The sequence below is a fragment of the Rahnella woolbedingensis genome (assembly GCF_003602095.1).
GTDB classification, from domain to species: Bacteria; Pseudomonadota; Gammaproteobacteria; order Enterobacterales; family Enterobacteriaceae; genus Rahnella; species Rahnella woolbedingensis.
Window position 1 is genome coordinate 58,304 of record NZ_RAHH01000004.1, and the last position, 17,229, is coordinate 75,532.

15 protein-coding genes are annotated in these 17,229 nt (G+C 55.4%); 8 read left to right on the forward strand and 7 right to left on the reverse strand.

Features of this window, described 5'->3' with window-relative positions; translation table 11 throughout:
• Window positions 1–5 precede the first annotated feature (5 nt).
• The gene (gene uvrA, locus D6C13_RS03800) at window positions 6–2,861 is read right to left on the reverse strand and encodes an excinuclease ABC subunit UvrA (protein WP_120131506.1); all 2,856 of its coding nucleotides are present in this window, start codon (window positions 2,859–2,861) and stop codon (window positions 6–8) included.
• Between the two features lie 326 nt (window positions 2,862–3,187).
• On the opposite strand from uvrA, the gene D6C13_RS03805 reads away from it, so the two are divergent.
• Window positions 3,188–3,730 carry a single-stranded DNA-binding protein gene (locus tag D6C13_RS03805; RefSeq protein WP_120131507.1) on the forward strand — a complete coding sequence of 181 codons (543 nt, stop codon included), beginning with the start codon at window positions 3,188–3,190 and terminating at the stop codon, window positions 3,728–3,730.
• A gap of 86 nt (window positions 3,731–3,816) precedes the next feature.
• Here D6C13_RS03805 and D6C13_RS03810 read toward each other — a convergent pair whose 3' ends face one another.
• Window positions 3,817–5,247, reverse strand: a complete 1,431-nt coding sequence (locus D6C13_RS03810; protein ID WP_120131508.1) for an amidohydrolase family protein — start codon at window positions 5,245–5,247, stop codon at window positions 3,817–3,819.
• Window positions 5,248–5,341: 94 nt separating this feature from the next.
• Complete coding sequence (locus D6C13_RS03815) at window positions 5,342–6,196, reverse strand: LysR family transcriptional regulator (protein WP_120131665.1); 855 nt, start codon at window positions 6,194–6,196, stop codon at window positions 5,342–5,344.
• A 257-nt stretch (window positions 6,197–6,453) separates the two neighbouring features.
• Here D6C13_RS03815 and hpxO point away from each other — a divergent pair, with 257 nt between their 5' ends.
• On the forward strand, window positions 6,454–7,611 hold the full coding sequence (gene hpxO, locus D6C13_RS03820) for an FAD-dependent urate hydroxylase HpxO (protein ID WP_120131509.1): 1,158 nt from the start codon (window positions 6,454–6,456) through the stop codon (window positions 7,609–7,611).
• 127 nt (window positions 7,612–7,738) lie between these two features.
• Window positions 7,739–9,316, forward strand: coding sequence for a hypothetical protein (locus tag D6C13_RS03825; RefSeq protein WP_120131510.1), 1,578 nt, complete (start codon window positions 7,739–7,741; stop codon window positions 9,314–9,316).
• 63 nt (window positions 9,317–9,379) lie between these two features.
• Here D6C13_RS03825 and D6C13_RS03830 read toward each other — a convergent pair whose 3' ends face one another.
• A complete protein-coding gene (locus D6C13_RS03830; protein WP_120131511.1) occupies window positions 9,380–9,865 on the reverse strand; it encodes a hypothetical protein in 486 nt (161 codons plus the stop codon).
• A 130-nt stretch (window positions 9,866–9,995) separates the two neighbouring features.
• Here D6C13_RS03830 and D6C13_RS03835 point away from each other — a divergent pair, with 130 nt between their 5' ends.
• Window positions 9,996–11,417 (forward strand): aldehyde dehydrogenase family protein, encoded by a 1,422-nt coding sequence (locus D6C13_RS03835; protein WP_120131512.1) that lies wholly within the window; start codon window positions 9,996–9,998, stop codon window positions 11,415–11,417.
• Between the two features lie 6 nt (window positions 11,418–11,423).
• Window positions 11,424–12,338, forward strand: a complete 915-nt coding sequence (locus D6C13_RS03840; RefSeq protein ID WP_120131513.1) for an AraC family transcriptional regulator — start codon at window positions 11,424–11,426, stop codon at window positions 12,336–12,338.
• On the opposite strand, the gene D6C13_RS03845 is transcribed toward D6C13_RS03840, so the two are convergent.
• Complete coding sequence (locus tag D6C13_RS03845) at window positions 12,328–13,236, reverse strand: LysR family transcriptional regulator (RefSeq protein WP_120131514.1); 909 nt, start codon at window positions 13,234–13,236, stop codon at window positions 12,328–12,330. The genes D6C13_RS03840 and D6C13_RS03845 overlap by 11 nt on opposite strands.
• Before the next feature lie 121 nt (window positions 13,237–13,357).
• Between D6C13_RS03845 and D6C13_RS03850 the strand changes: the two genes are divergently transcribed.
• Window positions 13,358–14,098, forward strand: a complete 741-nt coding sequence (locus D6C13_RS03850; RefSeq protein WP_120131515.1) for an SDR family oxidoreductase — start codon at window positions 13,358–13,360, stop codon at window positions 14,096–14,098.
• Window positions 14,099–14,108: 10 nt separating this feature from the next.
• Here the strand turns inward: D6C13_RS03850 and D6C13_RS03855 are convergent, their stop codons facing one another.
• Together D6C13_RS03855 and D6C13_RS03860 are read right to left on the reverse strand one after the other, a co-directional pair.
• The gene (locus D6C13_RS03855; protein WP_120131516.1) at window positions 14,109–14,489 is read right to left on the reverse strand and encodes a tautomerase family protein; all 381 of its coding nucleotides are present in this window, start codon (window positions 14,487–14,489) and stop codon (window positions 14,109–14,111) included.
• Between the two features lie 114 nt (window positions 14,490–14,603).
• The gene (locus D6C13_RS03860) at window positions 14,604–15,509 is read right to left on the reverse strand and encodes a DMT family transporter (RefSeq protein ID WP_120131517.1); all 906 of its coding nucleotides are present in this window, start codon (window positions 15,507–15,509) and stop codon (window positions 14,604–14,606) included.
• A gap of 190 nt (window positions 15,510–15,699) precedes the next feature.
• On the opposite strand from D6C13_RS03860, the gene D6C13_RS03865 reads away from it, so the two are divergent.
• Window positions 15,700–16,578: an AraC family transcriptional regulator gene (locus D6C13_RS03865; protein WP_120131518.1), complete on the forward strand. Its 879-nt coding sequence runs from the start codon at window positions 15,700–15,702 to the stop codon at window positions 16,576–16,578.
• Window positions 16,579–16,663: 85 nt separating this feature from the next.
• Window positions 16,664–17,197: a GNAT family N-acetyltransferase gene (locus tag D6C13_RS03870; RefSeq protein WP_120131519.1), complete on the forward strand. Its 534-nt coding sequence runs from the start codon at window positions 16,664–16,666 to the stop codon at window positions 17,195–17,197.
• Window positions 17,198–17,229 lie beyond the last annotated feature (32 nt).

The following is a 17,229-nucleotide window of genomic DNA, read 5'->3' on the forward strand; positions in this document are numbered from 1 at the left end:
TATCGTTAAGCGCTTTTCTTCGCCTGCTGGCTGTGGCGTTCCAGCAACGGTTTCAGGAAGCGGGCGGTATGCGATTCTTTGCACTCCGCGACGGTTTCCGGGGTACCGGCGACCAGAATCTGCCCCCCCCCCGCACCGCCTTCCGGCCCGAGATCGACAATCCAGTCCGCGGTTTTAATCACGTCCAGATTGTGTTCAATCACCACGATGGTATTACCCTGATCGCGTAACTGATGCAGCACTTCCAGCAGTTGCTGAATATCGGCAAAGTGCAGGCCGGTTGTCGGTTCGTCGAGAATATACAGCGTCTGACCGGTACCGCGTTTGGACAGCTCACGCGCCAGTTTCACGCGCTGCGCTTCACCGCCGGACAGCGTAGTCGCTGACTGGCCGAGGCTGATGTAAGTCAGACCGACGTCGATCAGCGTCTGCAATTTACGCGCAAGGGCAGGAACGGCATCGAAGAAATCACGCGCTTCTTCAATGGTCATCTCCAGCACTTCGTGGATGCTCTTGCCTTTGTATTTGATTTCCAGCGTTTCGCGGTTATAGCGTTTGCCTTTGCACTGATCGCACGGCACATAAATATCCGGCAGGAAGTGCATTTCGACTTTGATCACGCCGTCGCCCTGACAGGCTTCGCAGCGTCCCCCTTTGACGTTGAAACTGAAACGCCCCGGCGTATAACCGCGTGAACGTGATTCCGGTACACCGGCAAACAACTCGCGCACCGGTGTGAAAATGCCGGTGTACGTCGCCGGGTTAGAGCGTGGCGTACGGCCAATCGGGCTCTGGTCGATGTCGATGACTTTGTCGAAATGTCCCAGGCCTTCGATTTCGCGATACGGTGCGGCTTCGGCAATGGTCGCGCCATTGAGTTCGCGCTGTGCCAGCGGGAACAGCGTGTCGTTAATCAGCGTCGATTTACCGGAACCAGACACGCCGGTGATGCAGGTGAAAAGGCCCACCGGCAGCGTCAGCGTCACGTCTTTCAGGTTGTTGCCTTTCGCGCCTGAAAGTTTCAGCACTTTTGCCGCATCCGCAGGGACACGCTGCGCCGGTACCGAAATTTCACGTTTACCGCTCAGGAACTGGCCGGTCAGTGAGTTTTCCGTCGCCATGATGTCTTCCGCGGTGCCTTCAGCCACCACTTCGCCGCCATGAACGCCAGCACCCGGACCGATATCAATAATATGGTCAGCGGCGCGGATCGCGTCTTCGTCGTGCTCGACCACAATCACGGTATTACCGAGGTCGCGCAGGTGGATCAGGGTTTCCAGCAGACGTTCGTTATCGCGCTGATGCAGGCCGATAGACGGCTCATCCAGCACGTACATCACGCCCACCAGCCCGGCACCAATCTGGCTCGCCAGACGGATACGCTGAGCTTCACCGCCGGACAGCGTTTCCGCAGAACGGGACAGCGAGAGGTAATTCAGGCCAACGTTCACCAGGAATTTCAGGCGATCGCCAATCTCTTTCAGCACTTTCTCAGCAATTTTGGCGCGCTGACCGCTGAGTTTCATATTGCGGAAGAAATCCATCGCATGGCCGATGCTGAAATCAGAGATTTCCGGCAGCGTGGTTTCTTCGACAAACACATTGCGCGCTTCTTCACGCAGGCGGGTGCCACGACATGAAGTACACGGACGGTTGCTGATGTATTTGGACAGTTCTTCACGCACCGCGCTGGATTCCGTTTCTTTATAACGGCGTTCCATATTGTGCAGCACGCCTTCAAACGGATGGCGACGGATAGACGTATCACCGCGATCGTTGATGTATTTGAATTCAATCGTGGTTTTGCCGGAACCGTGCAGGATGGCGTGTTGCACGTCGCTGCTCAGGTCATTAAACGGCGCTTCCACGTCGAAATCATAATGCTCGCCAAGAGAGCGCAGCATCTGGAAGTAATAGAAGTTACGGCGATCCCAGCCGCGGATCGCGCCACCTGCCAGAGAAAGTTCAGGGTTTTGCACCACGCGTTCCGGGTCGAAGAACTGCTGCACGCCCAGCCCGTCACAGGTCGGACAGGCACCGGCCGGGTTGTTGAACGAGAACATACGCGGTTCAAGCTCGCGCATGCTGTAGCCACACACCGGACAGGCGAAGTTGGCGGAGAACAGCATCTCATCGGCTTTCGGGTCATCCATATCGGCGACCACGGCGGTACCGCCGGAAAGCTCGAGCGCGGTTTCAAACGATTCCGCCAGACGCTGTGCCAGATCATCACGCACTTTAAAGCGGTCAACGACCACTTCAATGGTGTGCTTTTTCTGCAATTCCAGTTTCGGCGGATCAGACAGGTCACAGACTTCGCCGTCGATACGCGCGCGGATATAGCCTTGCGACGCCAGGTTTTCCAGCGTCTTGGTGTGCTCACCTTTGCGGTCTTTAACAATGGTTGCCAGCAGCATCAGGCGCTGACCTTCCGGCTGCGCCAGCACATTATCCACCATCTGACTGACGGTCTGGGCTGACAGCGGAATATTATGATCCGGGCAGCGCGGCTCGCCCACGCGGGCAAACAGCAGACGCAGGTAGTCGTGGATTTCGGTGATCGTCCCGACGGTAGAACGCGGGTTGTGCGATGTTGATTTCTGCTCAATCGAAATCGCCGGAGACAGACCTTCAATATGGTCGACGTCCGGTTTTTCCATTAAGGATAAAAATTGGCGTGCGTAGGCAGACAGCGACTCGACATAGCGGCGCTGGCCTTCGGCGTACAGCGTATCGAACGCCAGAGAGGACTTGCCTGAACCGGATAAGCCGGTGACAACAATCAGTTTGTCGCGCGGGATAATCAGGTTGATATTCTTGAGATTATGGGTGCGTGCGCCCCGAACTTCGATCTTATCCATTCATCATTCCCGGATTAACTTGATAGCTCACCGTGCCGGTGACCGTCGTGAAACAAAGCTTCGCGCCAGCCATCGAATCGGGCACAGAGAAGAACGTAACGCGCAATTATGACACAAATCACAGCCCATGCCACCCCAAAACCTGAATGTATATCCAGTACTCGATGTAACAATGGAATGTTTGCTGAACAATCTGGAAAGAATGCCGCATCCTCAGACATCCATGGTACGAAGGTATCGTTTTATGGTTATAATGCTGCAAAGTGTGACCTTCCACACCTCGGATTGTGGTTTCAACCACGACATACATCATCAGGAGAATCCACATGGCCAGCAGAGGCGTAAACAAAGTTATTCTCGTCGGTAATCTGGGACAAGACCCGGAAGTCCGCTACATGCCTAACGGCGGCGCGGTTGCCAACATCACTCTGGCAACCTCTGAAAGCTGGCGTGACAAAGCCACCGGCGAGCAGAAAGAAAAAACTGAATGGCATCGTGTGGTGTTGTTCGGCAAATTAGCTGAAGTCGCGGGCGAATACCTGAAGAAAGGTTCTCAGGTTTACATCGAAGGTGCACTGCAAACCCGTAAATGGACCGATCAGGCTGGCGTTGAAAAATACACCACCGAAGTCGTCGTTAACGTGGGCGGCACCATGCAGATGCTCGGCGGTCGTGCCGGCGGCGGCGCACCAGCAGGTGGCGGTCAGCCATCCGCAGGCGGTCAGCAAAGCGGTTGGGGTCAGCCTCAGCAGCCACAAGGCGGCAACCAGTTCAGCGGCGGCCAGCAGGCTCGTCCGGCTGCGCAAAACAACTCGCCAGCACAGAACAACGAACCGCCAATGGATTTCGACGACGATATCCCGTTCTGATACCTGCCTTCGGGCATCCATGTCAGAAATGAAAAAAGCCCCGCAAGGGGCTTTTTGTTGTCTGGAATTCAGGGCTTTCTAATTCCTCAAACTTTCCCCACAGCCCCGAACACTAATCTGCCCTGATGGAACGTCGCTTTCACCTCGGACACCCTGGCTACCGCTTCGGCGGAGCAGCTGGCGTCGACCAGGATCATTTCGGCGTTATCGTTCACCGCAGGCCACTGGCGTTTGCCGCTGTCGTCGAGCGGCAGGACATTACCGGTGGCGATAGCGAGGGAGCGCGTCAGGCCGAATTCGTCGGAGTTGCCGTAGAGCTGGGCATACAGGCTGGCTTTTTCCAGCATGCTGCCGGTGCCAAACGGCGACCAGTGGTCGATCACGCTGTCGGTGCCGGTCATCACGAAAACACCGTTCTGGCTGAGCTGCGGCAGCGGCATGTTCAGTTTGCCGAGCGGAATGGTGGAGGCGACGGTGAACTGCTGCTCGGAAAGCCCGGTGATCACGCCCTCCAGTTCTGCACCCTGCATCATTGCCAGCGCGAAACCGTGGCTGAGCGTCACTTTGCCTTTCAGCTGCGGGTTTTTCTCCACAGTCTGAATCATGTATTTCACCGCCGCAATCCCGGCTGGCGTAGTTTCATGCAGATGAATATCCACGCCTTTGTTTGTATCCAGCGCAATCTGGAACATCGCATCGAGGGATTTTTCCATCGCGCCGTCTACATTCGTCGGGTCCAGCCCGCCGACGTACTGCACGTCCATTTGCATCGCTTCGCGCATCAGCCCGTCGACTTTCGAATGCAGTAAACCGTGCTGCGGAAATGCCACAATTTCACAGCTGAAATCCTGCTGATGTTTTTCCAGCGCGATTTTCAGATGCTCGAGGCTTTTCAGGCCACTCACCGGGTCGATATTGCAGTGACTGCGTGCCACGGTCGTGCCTTTGGAATGCAGCAGGCCGATGATTGCTTCGGCGTGTTCCACCGAGGTCGGCAGCAGTTGCGGGATCAGCACCTGTTCGCGGGCAATCATGTCCATGATGGTTTTACCTTTACGCGGGCGCGGCGCTTCCCACTTGCCGCCGTAGAAGGTCTTGTCGAGGTGGATGTGCATGTCGCGCATGGCGGGCAGCAGGAGTAATCCCCGCGCATCAAAGGCAGGTAAGGTACTGGCCGGTGCATCTTTTACCGGCTGGATCGCCACAATTTTGCCGTTATTGATTTCCAGATGGTACAGCCCGGTTTTCGTGGCAATCACGATATCGCCTTCGCGCTCAAAACCCTCTTCCAGCCGGACATTACGCAGCTGGTAGTGCGGAGCAGAAATGGCATTGATCTGACTGGCATCGTCACATTTTTCGTTCATTGCGCCTGCTTTAAACGGCGAGGCCGATGCGATGCCGGAGGCCATCCCTGCGGTGAGCAGTGCGCCGGTGGCGGTGATTTTGGCGCTATGAGAGAGAAAGTTTCTGCGGCTTTGTTGCTGAGGATTTTGCACGTCGAATTCCTTAATCATGATGCGGGAGGATGCTGCTTCCCTTTCACCCTAAAAGATATCGCCGGTTCCGGCTGCGATTTTTCCCACTGCCTGTCAGTGGAAAACCTAATGCCTAGCTGAGCTGGCAAAAATCCTTTAATTTTCCGGCCAGTGCGATTTGCGCAGGCGTCGCGTCAGGGCGGTAAAACAGCGCCAGTTCGACGTTATCAATCTGTGGCAATCCGCTTTGTGCACCCAGAATCCGGTGTTCCGGCAGACGGCAGCTGGCTGGCAATAATGTCACTCCCAGTCCGGCGGCACTGGCGGCGACCAGCGCGGCGAGGCTGGCGCTGCTGTAACTGATGCGCCAGCTGCGCCCGAGTGCATCGAGCGCCTGACACAGTTCTTCGCGGTATAAGCCGTTGAGCGGGAACAGCACCAGCGGGATCGGATCCCGTTCAAACGCCGGAAACGCGGCGCTGTCGAGCCACAACATCGGCTCGGGACGCGAGGCATTGGCTTTCTCACCGGTCAGCTGCTTCACCAGAAGAATATCCAGCATATCCTGTTGCCAGGCGCGGCGCAGTTCGTGGCTCAGGCCGCTGGTGACGTCGAGGCGGATATGCGGATGGGCGCGGCAAAACTGCGCCAGCAGCGACGTGGTGGCGGCCGCGAAATCTTCCGGCACGCCGAGTCGCACCACGCCGTCCGGCCACTGATCGCTCAGCGCATCGTGCGCTTCACCGTTAAGCGCAATGATGCGCCGCGCGTAACCGAGCAGCCGTTCGCCTTCTTCGGTGAGCTGTACCTGATGGGAGGTGCGTTCCAGCAGCGGTTTGCCCAGCGTTTCCTCCAGCCTGCGGATCTGCTGGCTGACGGTCGATTGCGAGAGATACACGCGGTCGGCGGCGCGGGTAAAACTGCCAGTTTCGCAGACGGCGACAAAACTGAGTAACTGCTGCGGGCTGAACATCGGATAGCGATTCATTTTATAAATACTTATGTTTAACGTATTCGAAATACCAATACTACGCAGAGTATCAACCTTCGCGCCCGCGCACCACACTGACTCATTGCGCGGTGTTTTCACCTCTCCTGCTCCAAAAGTACGCCTCGTTTTAGGGCATTTCTTCCGCGCTCCGGCAGTTTCTGATTGCACTTAAGATTGTATACAAGGCTTCGGCAGCAAAATGTCTTTCTGGTACAGAAATTGCTTTTCCCCTGTATGACTCAGGGGAGAAAAATATGAAAGCTGTCGTGATTGGTGGCGGTATTGGCGGTGCGTGTGCGGCTATTGCGCTGAAGCGTTTTGGTATCGAAACGGCTGTATACGAGGCGGTGAAGGAGATCAAACCGGTGGGTGCGGCGATTTCGATCTGGCCGAACGGTGTGAAATGTCTGAACTATCTGGGCATGAAAGACGCGCTGCGCGAACTTGGCGGCAACATGCGTTTTATGGCCTACAAAGAATATCAGCAGGGTCAGACCATGACGCGGTTCAGTATGGATCCGCTGATCCAATGCGTCGGCGAACAGCCGTATCCGGTAGCGCGCGCGGAACTTCAGTCGATGCTGCTCGATACTTATGGCCGCGATCAGGTGCAGTTTGGCAAGCGCGTGACGCACGTTGAAGAATCCGCCGACAGCGTCACCGCCTGGTTTGACGACGGCACCTCTGCGACCGGCGATGTGCTGATCGCCGCCGACGGCACCCATTCTATTATCCGCCAGCACGTTCTGGGCTATGCGACAGAGCGCCGCTACGCCGGTTACGTCAACTGGAACGGACTGGTGGAAATCGACGAAAGTATTGCGCCTGCCGATCAGTGGACGACGTTTGTCGGCGAAGGCAAACGCGTTTCGCTGATGCCGGTGAGCGGCAATCGTTTCTACTTCTTCTTTGATGTGCCGCTGCCAAAAGGTTTGCCACAGGACCGCACCACCGTGCGCGACGATTTGCAGGGCTACTTTGCGGGCTGGGCAGAACCGGTGCAGAAACTGATCAGTCAGATTGATCCACAGACCACCAACCGCGTCGAAATCCACGACATCGAACCTTTTATGCAACTGGTAAAAGGCCGGATTGCGCTGCTCGGTGATTCCGGCCACAGCACCACGCCGGATATCGGGCAGGGCGGCTGTGCGGCGATGGAAGATGCGGTGGTGCTGGCCAATATGCTGCAAACCAATTCATTAGGCATTGAAGATGCGCTGCTGCGTTATCAGGAAAAACGCGCGTATCGCGTGAAGGATCTGGTACTGAAAGCGCGTAAACGTTGCGATGTCACCCACGGCAAAGAAATGGCCGTCACCGAACAATGGTATGAAGATTTAAAAACCGAAACCGGCGAACGTATTCTTTCCGGCATGTGCGAAACCATTCTCGGCGGCCCGTTGGAATAGCGCCGTCATGCGTGAGAAATAACTTTTTACAACTCCTTAAAGTTTCCTGTGTTTTTGCCGAAAATAGCATCAGAAGGATCAAGGTATCCACTGGCGCTATGACGCAAAAACATAGGGACTCATCAGGATGACAGTTATCTCTGCGACAGGTAATCAGGCGCTCAATACGCGGGTTACGGCGACAAAATCACTGACGGTAGTCACCTCTGCCGCCAGTCAGCAGCAAGCGACGACGGCGCAATCCACCGCGGTGATGATCGGCCAGACCGACACCCCGTCGCCGGTCTATAACATCACCAAACCGGCACTGGTCTGGGAACGTTCTTCCAGCGACCTGATGTCTTCAAAGCTCGCGTCGAATTTCAGTAACGCCGGTAATGCAGCGCGTTTTACCGGGCTCGGCGCGGCACTGCTTGAGCGTTTTACCACCGACAGCAGCAGTTATTCGCAATCGGTGATGAAACAAACTTCCGCTCAATCAGCCAGTTCGGCAGGCAACGTTGCCGCTCAAACTCAGCTGCATACCAAAGCCGATAACCAGATAAGCCTGAGCATTAAAACGGCCAGCGGCGCGCTGGTGGATATTACGCTCGGCAGTGATGATGACGGTCTCGGCGTGCAGGTGAATGTCAGTAAAGGCACGCTCAGCGATGCCGATCGCAAAGCACTGGCCGGGCTGGCAGAAGGTTTTCAGAAAGCGATCGATGGCCTGACGGCGCAGCCGCCAAAGCTGGATCTGAGTGGCCTGACAAAATTCGACACCTCGGTGTTGTCGTCGGTGGATTTACACGCCACGCTTGGCACCACCAACACCCAGACGCTGGATTTTCATGCTGATGCCAGTACGCGCTCGGTGAAATCAACCGGTGTTACGGGCACGGTGGATATCAGCGTCGACATGAGCAAGCGCGCGCTCCTGGGCACGGATATCCAGCAGAAACAGGCGCTGAACAGTTATCTGAAGCAGATCAACAGCGCAGGCAGTCGTGGCAATGCCGATGATTCGCTGATGGCGATGTTTAAAGATGCCTTTACCGCGCTGAACAGCAATTACGGCGATACGGCAACAACGTACAAAAGCCGTGGTTCTGAACCGGTGTATTTCTCGCTGACCAAAACCGATAAAAACATGATGACCGGGCTGGCGGATTTCACGGCGTCAGTCTCGCAGACGCCGGTAGATTCCACCAATCCGATGCGTCCGGACGAAACTGATATGTTCTCCTATCAGCTTTCACAGGCCAGCACGATTACCGGCACCGGTACGCAGGATCGCAACATCACGCAGAAGCAGCAGTCACATCTGGTCGCCAGCTATCATCAGTCGCTGACGCCGGGTCTGCAGCTCAACCTGACCAGTGACCGTAACTCGCAGAATTACCTGTATTATCAGATTGATGATAAGTCGGAAAGCACTACCTCCGTGCAGTATCACAAAGGGGCGCTGGTCAGTGCGTCGGTCGATCAGTCGGCCAGCCACTTAACGCATATTCAGAAATATGTGAAAGGCGCGCTGGAGTCCGATACCACCACGCCGGAATCCGTGTCGAAAACCACTGATCTGCTTGGTCAGCTGCAATCGGCCTGGGAAAATAACGCGCCGCGGATGTCATTCCGGGATTATCTCAATCATCAGACCCTGCCGGATCTCAGCCCTCTGGTGCTGATGAAATCTGATCCTGCGCAGCTGAAAAGCCGGTCTTAATAAGCGCAGATGAAACCAAAACAGCCTCTGCCGAGGCTGTTTTTTTAGGGTTTTATGGCGGGTTCACATCTCAAATTTCGTGCCTTTCAACGTGATTTCATCAAATTGCAGATGATGCATAAACTCGCGCAAAATCAGTAAAGTGGCGGCGAAATCATTGCCGTCGGGAATGCCTTCGAAATGTGCGGGACGGCCATTTATCACCAGCGCCAGCCGGTCGAAAGTGCGCTCTACGGCGTCGAGCGACAGCGTCATCACTTCGTTTTCCGCTTCACCGGCAATGCGGGCCAGCGCGCGGATATCATTATCGGTGCTGAATAATCTGGCGCCCGGTGGAATGTCATGCCGGATGCGGATCACTTCGTCCTCGACCACCATAATGGTGGTTTCCATTTCATCCGGCGTCGGCGGCGAATGGCGGAAATAGCCGACGGACGTCAGCTGTGAGCCCAGTGTCAGGAGCAAATTTTTATCTTCGTTATCATCATTTCGGACGATAACCCGCGTTTCTTCGCTGCCGATATGCAGCAATACAGCAGGTGTGGTCATCGGTTTCTCCCAATCATTAGCGTTCTGATTTATTCCCCGACAGCAGGATCAGGCAATCCTTGCACAGTATTGGTCTATCTGAGATTTGCATACAAGTCTTAGCATGAAAGCTCATTCACCGGAGGCTTTCATGAAACAGATTAATCAAATCTATATTAATGGCGAATTCGTCACCCCGCACGGCAATGAAGTGATGGACCTGATTAATCCTGTGACCGAACAGGTCGCGGCGCAGGTTCGTCTGGCTGATGAAACGGATACCCGCCAGGCAATTGCCGCCGCTAAGGCCGCATACGTAACCTTTTCGCGCACCTCAAAAACGCAGCGCATCCAGTATTTACAGCAACTGCACGATGCCGTACTGGCGCGGGCGGATGAGCTGGAAGCGGTAATGAGTGCAGAATACGGCGGCTCGCTGGCAATGGTGCAGGGCACGGTGGCGCGGTCTTCCGGCGCATTTTTGCAGGCGATAAAACTGCTCAATGAATATGACTTTGTGCGCCAGATTGGCCGGGCAAAAGTGGTGATGGAGCCGCTGGGCGTAGTCGGGCTGATTACGCCGTGGAATGCGAATTACGGTTTCATCTGCAATAAAATGGCAACCGCGCTGGCGGCGGGCAGTACGGTGGTGATTAAGCCCAGCGAACTGAGCGCGGGACAAACGCAACTGCTGACCGAATGCCTGCACGCCGCAGGATTACCGGCAGGCATATTTAATATCGTCACCGGTCGCGGCGATGTGGTGGGGGCGGAAATGACCCGTCATCCGGATATCGCTAAAATCTCGTTTACCGGTTCGACGCTGGTCGGCAAAACCATTGCCCGCGACGCGGTAGATACCCTGAAACGCGTCACGCTGGAACTCGGCGGCAAGTCGCCCAATATTCTGCTGCCGGATGCCGACCTCGCGAAAGCCATTCCGCTGGCGCTGGCGGTCGGTACCATGAACAACGGTCAGGCATGTATCGCCGGAACACGTCTGCTGGTGCCGCAGGAACGGCTGGAGGAAGTGAAAACGCATCTGTTGCAAGCGGTGGCAAATGTGAAAGTTGGTGACCCGACGCAGGCAGATATCCAAATCGGCCCGCTGGTGACGGCAAAACAGTACGCCCGCGTGCAGAATTATATTCGTCTCGGTATTGAAGAAGGGGCGCAGCTGCTGTGTGGCGGTGAAGGAAGGCCGGAGGGAGTAGACCGCGGTTATTTCGTCAAACCGACGGTGTTCGTGAACGTCACGCCTGATATGACCATCGCCCGCGAGGAGATTTTCGGGCCGGTACTTTCGGTGCTGACTTACCGCACTGTCGAAGAAGCGGTGCGGATGGCCAACGATACGGTGTACGGCTTGCAGGCGTATGTCAGCGGGGAAAACCGCCAGCAGGCGCGGGAAGTCGCGGCGCAGATTGTTGCCGGAAGGGTGTTCGTTAACGGCATGTATGACGCGCCGGATGCGCCGTTTGGCGGTTTCAAGCAGTCCGGTTTAGGGCGCGAATTTGGTACTTACGGGCTGGAAGCGTATCTTGAACCGAAGACCCTGATCGACGATGAGTGAGACGCCATGAAGTCAGATACGTCCATGATTTCCCTGAGCGCGCGCGTTTTGCGCGCTTTTTCCGCCCTGCAGCCGGAAGAAAATTCCTGTCCGACGGCACTGCCGTGGCTGTCATTTATCCGTTTCACTCATCCGACCGCGCTCAATAAAGGCATGCTGGAACCGTCGATGTGCCTGATTTTACAGGGGAAGAAAAAGGTTTTGATCGGCACTGAGGTGGTGGAATACGGCGCGGGCAGTTATCTGCTTTCCGCCATCGACATGCCGGTTTCGGGGCAGGTGACGCAGGCATCAGAGGATCATCCGTATCTGGGGATCCGTATCGATCTGGATCTGAAAGAAATGGCGGATCTGATGATCGACATGCAGCTCGATCAGCGGCTGATCCCTAAATCCGGCAGCGCGACCTATGTGGCGAAATCGGATGATTATCTGGCAGATGCATTTTTACGGCTGGTGACGATGCTGGATATTCCGCAGGACTTGCAGGCGCTCGGACAACTGGTGAAAAAAGAGATTTTTTACCGGCTGATCACCGCGCCGGAAGGTGGTCATTTTTATCAGCATCTGCTGTCGTATTATCAGGGCAAGGGCGTCAGTGAGGCGATCCAGTGGATCAAAGCTAATTTCGCTCATCCGCTGCGCATGGACGAACTGGCGAAAACGGTCGGCATGAGCGTTTCCAATCTGCATCACCGTTTTAAAGCGCTGACGGTGATGAGCCCGCTGCAATACCAGAAACAAATCCGCCTGCTCGAAGCGCGCCGCCTGTTGCTGAGCGGTAATATCGACGCGGCGACGGCAGCGTTCAGGGTCGGTTATGAAAGCCCGTCGCAGTTTAACCGTGAATACCGCCGCTCATTTGGTGCGCCGCCGTTGCAGGATATCGGCCAACTGCGCCAGCAGGGCGTCACGCTGTAAGCGGATGCGGATCCCGTCGCGCAAACTCTTTCACTATCCAGTCGATGAATACCCGTACGCGTGGCGAAAGCTGACGGTTACGCGGGTAGAGCAGCGAAACCGGCAGCGAACCGGCCGGGAAATCCGCCAGAATTTGCACCAGACTTCCCTGTGCCAGATCCTCCAGCAGACCGTAATGCGGCACCTGAATAATGCCCATTCCGCGCCGCGCCGCTTCTTTCATGCTTTCCGCACCGTTGACCGATAAACTTGTCGGCAGCATAATTTCACGCGTTTTGCCCTGCGACTGAAAAACCAGTGGCAACAGGCCGCCGGTGGCACTGGAACGAAAACCAATCATCCGGTGACCGGCCAGACTTTCCGGCGTTGCGGGTGTGCCGAAACGCCGGAGATACTCCGGGCTGGCACAGGTAATTTCGGGCAGAGTGCCGAGCGCACGCGCCACCATATCGCTGTCTTTCAACTCTCCGGCGCGGATCACGCAGTCTATTCCTTCGCGCACCAGATCCACCAGCCGGTCGCCTTCACTCATGTAAAACTCAATGTCGGGATACTGCGCCAGAAAATCCGGCAGACCGGGCAGCAGAAAATGCCGCGCCATCGAGCCGTGCACATCCACCCGTAACAGCCCTTTAGGCTGCGCACCGGCAAAGGCCATTTCGGCATCTTCCACATCCGCCAGAATGCGCAGACAGCGCTGGTAATAGGCTTCGCCATCCAGCGTCGGGCTGACGTGACGGGTGGTGCGTTGCAAAAGCCGGATGTTCAGCCGCGTTTCCAGCTGCTTTATCGCGTCAGTGACGGTCGAACGTTTCAGGTTCAGCGCCTGGGCGGCCTGCGTAAAACTGCGCAATTCCACCACGCGGGTGAACAGCTGCATGCTGTCGAGTTTATCCATGATGATTGTTCGCTTTTTCCGGATAGTGATAACGAATATCAGGGAATTATCCGGCAGCGTCAATCGGCTACTCTTTCTTCATCGACAACAAATCCTCATCACTGAAAAAAGGAAACACATCATGACTTCATCCAGACAGAAAGTCGCGCTGGTCACCGGCGCATCACGTGGTATTGGCGCAGCCATTGCAGAGCGTCTGGCGCGCGACGGGTTTACCGTGATTGTGAACTATTCACGCGGTGCAGCAGAAGCCGACGCGGTGGTCAGTAAAATCGAACAGGCAGGCGGCAGGGCTATCAGCGCGCAGGCGGATGTCAGTGATGCAGCGGCGGTCAGCCGGATGTTTGCCAGCGCGGAACAGGCGTTTGGCGGCGTGGATGTGCTGGTGAATAACGCGGGCATTATGACGCTTTCGGCGATTGCCGACACCGACGATGCGGCATTTGATCGCCTCATCGACATCAACCTGAAAGGCACCTTCAACACGCTGCGTGAAGCGGCGAAACATCTGCACAATGGCGGGCGGATCATCAACTTCTCATCGACTGTCGTCGGTTTATATCAGCCGACGTATGGCGTGTATGCCGCGACCAAAGCCGCTGTCGAGGCGCTGAGCCGCGTGCTGACCAAAGAAATGCGCGGCCGTCAGATAACCGTTAATACCGTGGCACCCGGCCCGACAGCCACGGATTTATTCCTCAACGGCAAATCGGATCAGCTGGTCGAAACCATCGCCAAAACTTCTCCGCTTGAACGCCTCGGTCAGCCGGAAGATATCGCCTCCGTCGTCGCGTTCCTCGCCGGTCCCGATGGCGCATGGGTCAACGGCCAGACGCTGAAGGCGAATGGCGGGATTATTTAATCGGTTATGATCACGCGTACTGCGCTTCGCCGTTGCCGAAAGACCAGTTTTCTTTCGGTACTTCGACCAGGCTGATGAAGACGTCTTCTAAGCGTAAGCCGACTTTTTCGTGCAGTCCGTAGGCCACGGCGTGGTAGAAAGCTTTTTTCATGTCTGTCGTGCGGCCCGTGTTGAGGGTTATCTGAATCACGATGCAGTTAGGGCTGCGCTGGATATCCAGATAGTCCGGCGAAATCATCATTTCTGCCGGAGAGTGTTCGGAGATGACAATAAACTTGTCGTTTTCCGGTACGTTCAGCGTAGAGCACATCGCGTCATAGACCACATCGCCGACGGTTTTGCGGTAGGTTTCGGGTTTTCCTTCGACCATATCAATACGTACAAAAGGCATTTTATTTTCCTCGTTATTTTCTGAAGGCCGCATCTCTCAGGATGCGGCCTTTAAGGTATGCAACACGAGGAGCCGGTCTGTCGAGCGATTTTTTGTACGCACCGGTAACCCGCTTTACGTCGTTGCTGTCTTTCTGCGTAACATCTCCAGCCACGACGGGCGGCAGAACATCACCAGATTCCCCAGCAGGATCAGTGCCAGCCCGATGACCGCATTAGCGTGCCACTGGTAACCTTCATAAAAAGTGGAAACCGTCAGTGCGACCAGCGGGAAAAGCAGCGTGCTGTAGGCGGCCTGACTGGCACCGATACGCCCGACCAGCGTGAAGTAAATCCCGAATGCCAGTACCGAGCCAAATACGCAAAGATAAACCAGCGAGCCAAGATATTGCGACGTCAGGTCAATGGCGAAAGAAGCGCCCTGCACCAGACTCAGTGCGCCCATCACTGCGGTGCCGTAAAACATCGCGTAAGTATTAGTGGAAAGCACATCCAGCCCGTGATGCTGATGGCGGGCGCTGATCATATTGCCGAGTGAGAAACCGTAGGTGCCGAGCAGGCTCAGACCGATGCCTTTCAGCAGTTCCGGCGCGATATGTGCGGCGCTGAGATCATGCCAGAAAAGGGTGATAATTCCTGCCAGCCCGAGAATGGAGGCCGGAATAACCGCCGGTGCCAGTTTCTGGCGGAAAAACAGCATGCCGTTGAAGGCATTAAACAGCACGGCCATAGAGAAAATCACCGATTCCAGCCCGCTGGTGATGTAAGCCGCCGCGTGATAAAAACAGTAAAAATTGAAGCAAAAAACGCAGCAGCCCTGAACCATGCAGAACAGGTGGTCTTTCAGCGCCAGACGGCGCAACCGGCGTGTTGCCAGCAATGCCACCAGCATAATCACCGCCGCCAGCAGGAAACGGTAAAAAATCGACACCGTCACCGGCACGTCGCCCTGTTGCAGGTAAATGGCGAACCAGGTGGTGCCCCAGATAATAATGACCAAAATATAAAGCAAAGCGTTCATCGGTTTCTCTCACGCAAAAAAAGTAATGGCTGAGAGAAGTCTGCCGGAAGGGGGGATTGCAGGCTTTCAACGACTTGCGCTGAGTTGCATATTCTTGCGCATTTTTTCGTTCACCGGCACAGCTTGATCTGGCTCTGTGGCGGGGAAAAACCGTAAACTGAATCACTTCTTTTCTCCACACGGACATGCCATGACTAAGGTTTATCAGGCTTTCGAAACGCTGCGTCAGCATAAAGCGGTTCTGCATGACAGTGTGGAGCTGGGTTGCGGTATACAGCTGGCGTCGTGGTCGAATAAAAATGACATCGTGAATCAGGAAAGCGCCGATCACCATACGCTGAGTCTGTACGTTGCCGACGGTTACGAGTGTTATCACAAAACCCGTGGCGGCTGGCGCAATGGCGGCGGGCCGGATCGTTTTTGTCTGATGCCCAAAGGCAGCATGTCGAGCTGGGACGTGCGCGACGATTTGTCGTTTGTGCATCTGTATTGTTCCGATGAGCATCTGCGTCATCTGGTCGAACAGACCTGGGATCGCAGCCCGGCGGCAATTGATCTGGAAGAACGCACGTTCAAAGAAGACTCGCAGATTACGCTGTTGTATCGCCACTTTTTACTCAGCAGTCAATGGCAGGAAAACAGCAATCAGCTGATGCTGAGCAGCGCGGCTAATCTGCTGCTGGCGCATCTGGTCAAAAATTACACCCATCTGCAATGGGCGCTGCCGACGATGCGCGGTGGGCTGGCGCCGCATATTCTCAATCGCGTAAAAGATTACATTCACACTCATCTGGCAGAATCTTTATTGCTGCCGGAACTGGCCGCGCTGGCACAACTCAGCGAATTCCATTTTGCCCGCATGTTCAAGCAAAGTATGGGCATGGCGCCGCATCAGTACGTGATGAATGCCCGGCTGATCCGCGCGGAAAATCTGCTGAAAACCAGCCAGATGGACATCACGTCTATCGCACTGGAGTGCGGATTCAGTTCCACCAGCCATTTCAGTAACCGTTTTAAATCCGTCCGTGGTATGACGCCGTCAGCGCTGCGCGGCGGCATTATCGTCTGATTTTCATTTCCCGTTAAAACCCCTCTTCCGGTCCGTGTAATTCCAGTGCTAAGTTAATGGAAACTCACTTTATTCAGAGAAAACTATGCTGACCCAAGCACCTGTTATTGAAACCGAACGCCTGATATTACGCGCCCATCACATGGATGATTTTGAACATATTGCTGCGCAATGGGCCGATCCGGCAGTGGTGAAATATATCGGCGGTACACCGTCGAGCCGCGAAGCCAGCTGGAGTCGCCTGCTGCGTTATCCCGGCCACTGGCAGATGCTCGGTTTCGGTTACTGGATTGTGTTCGAAAAAACGGAGGGTGCAGAAGGCGCGTTTGTCGGTGAAATCGGTCTGGCAGAATATCAGCGCGACATCACGCCATCGCTCCATGGTATGGCAGAAATGGGCTGGGTGGTTTCACCGGCGTTCCACGGCAAAGGTTATGCCTCTGAAGCCGCACAGGCGGTGATCCGCTGGGCTGAAACAAATCTGGACTGTCAGCTATGCTGCATTATTGAACCGGCGCATCAGGCTTCTGTTCGTCTGGCGGAAAAATGTGGTTTCGTGGCCAAAACCGATACCACCTATCACGGCTCAGCCACACGGATTTTTGTTCGTCCGTCGTGACAGGCCATTTGTGCAGCACTTAATAGGGGACA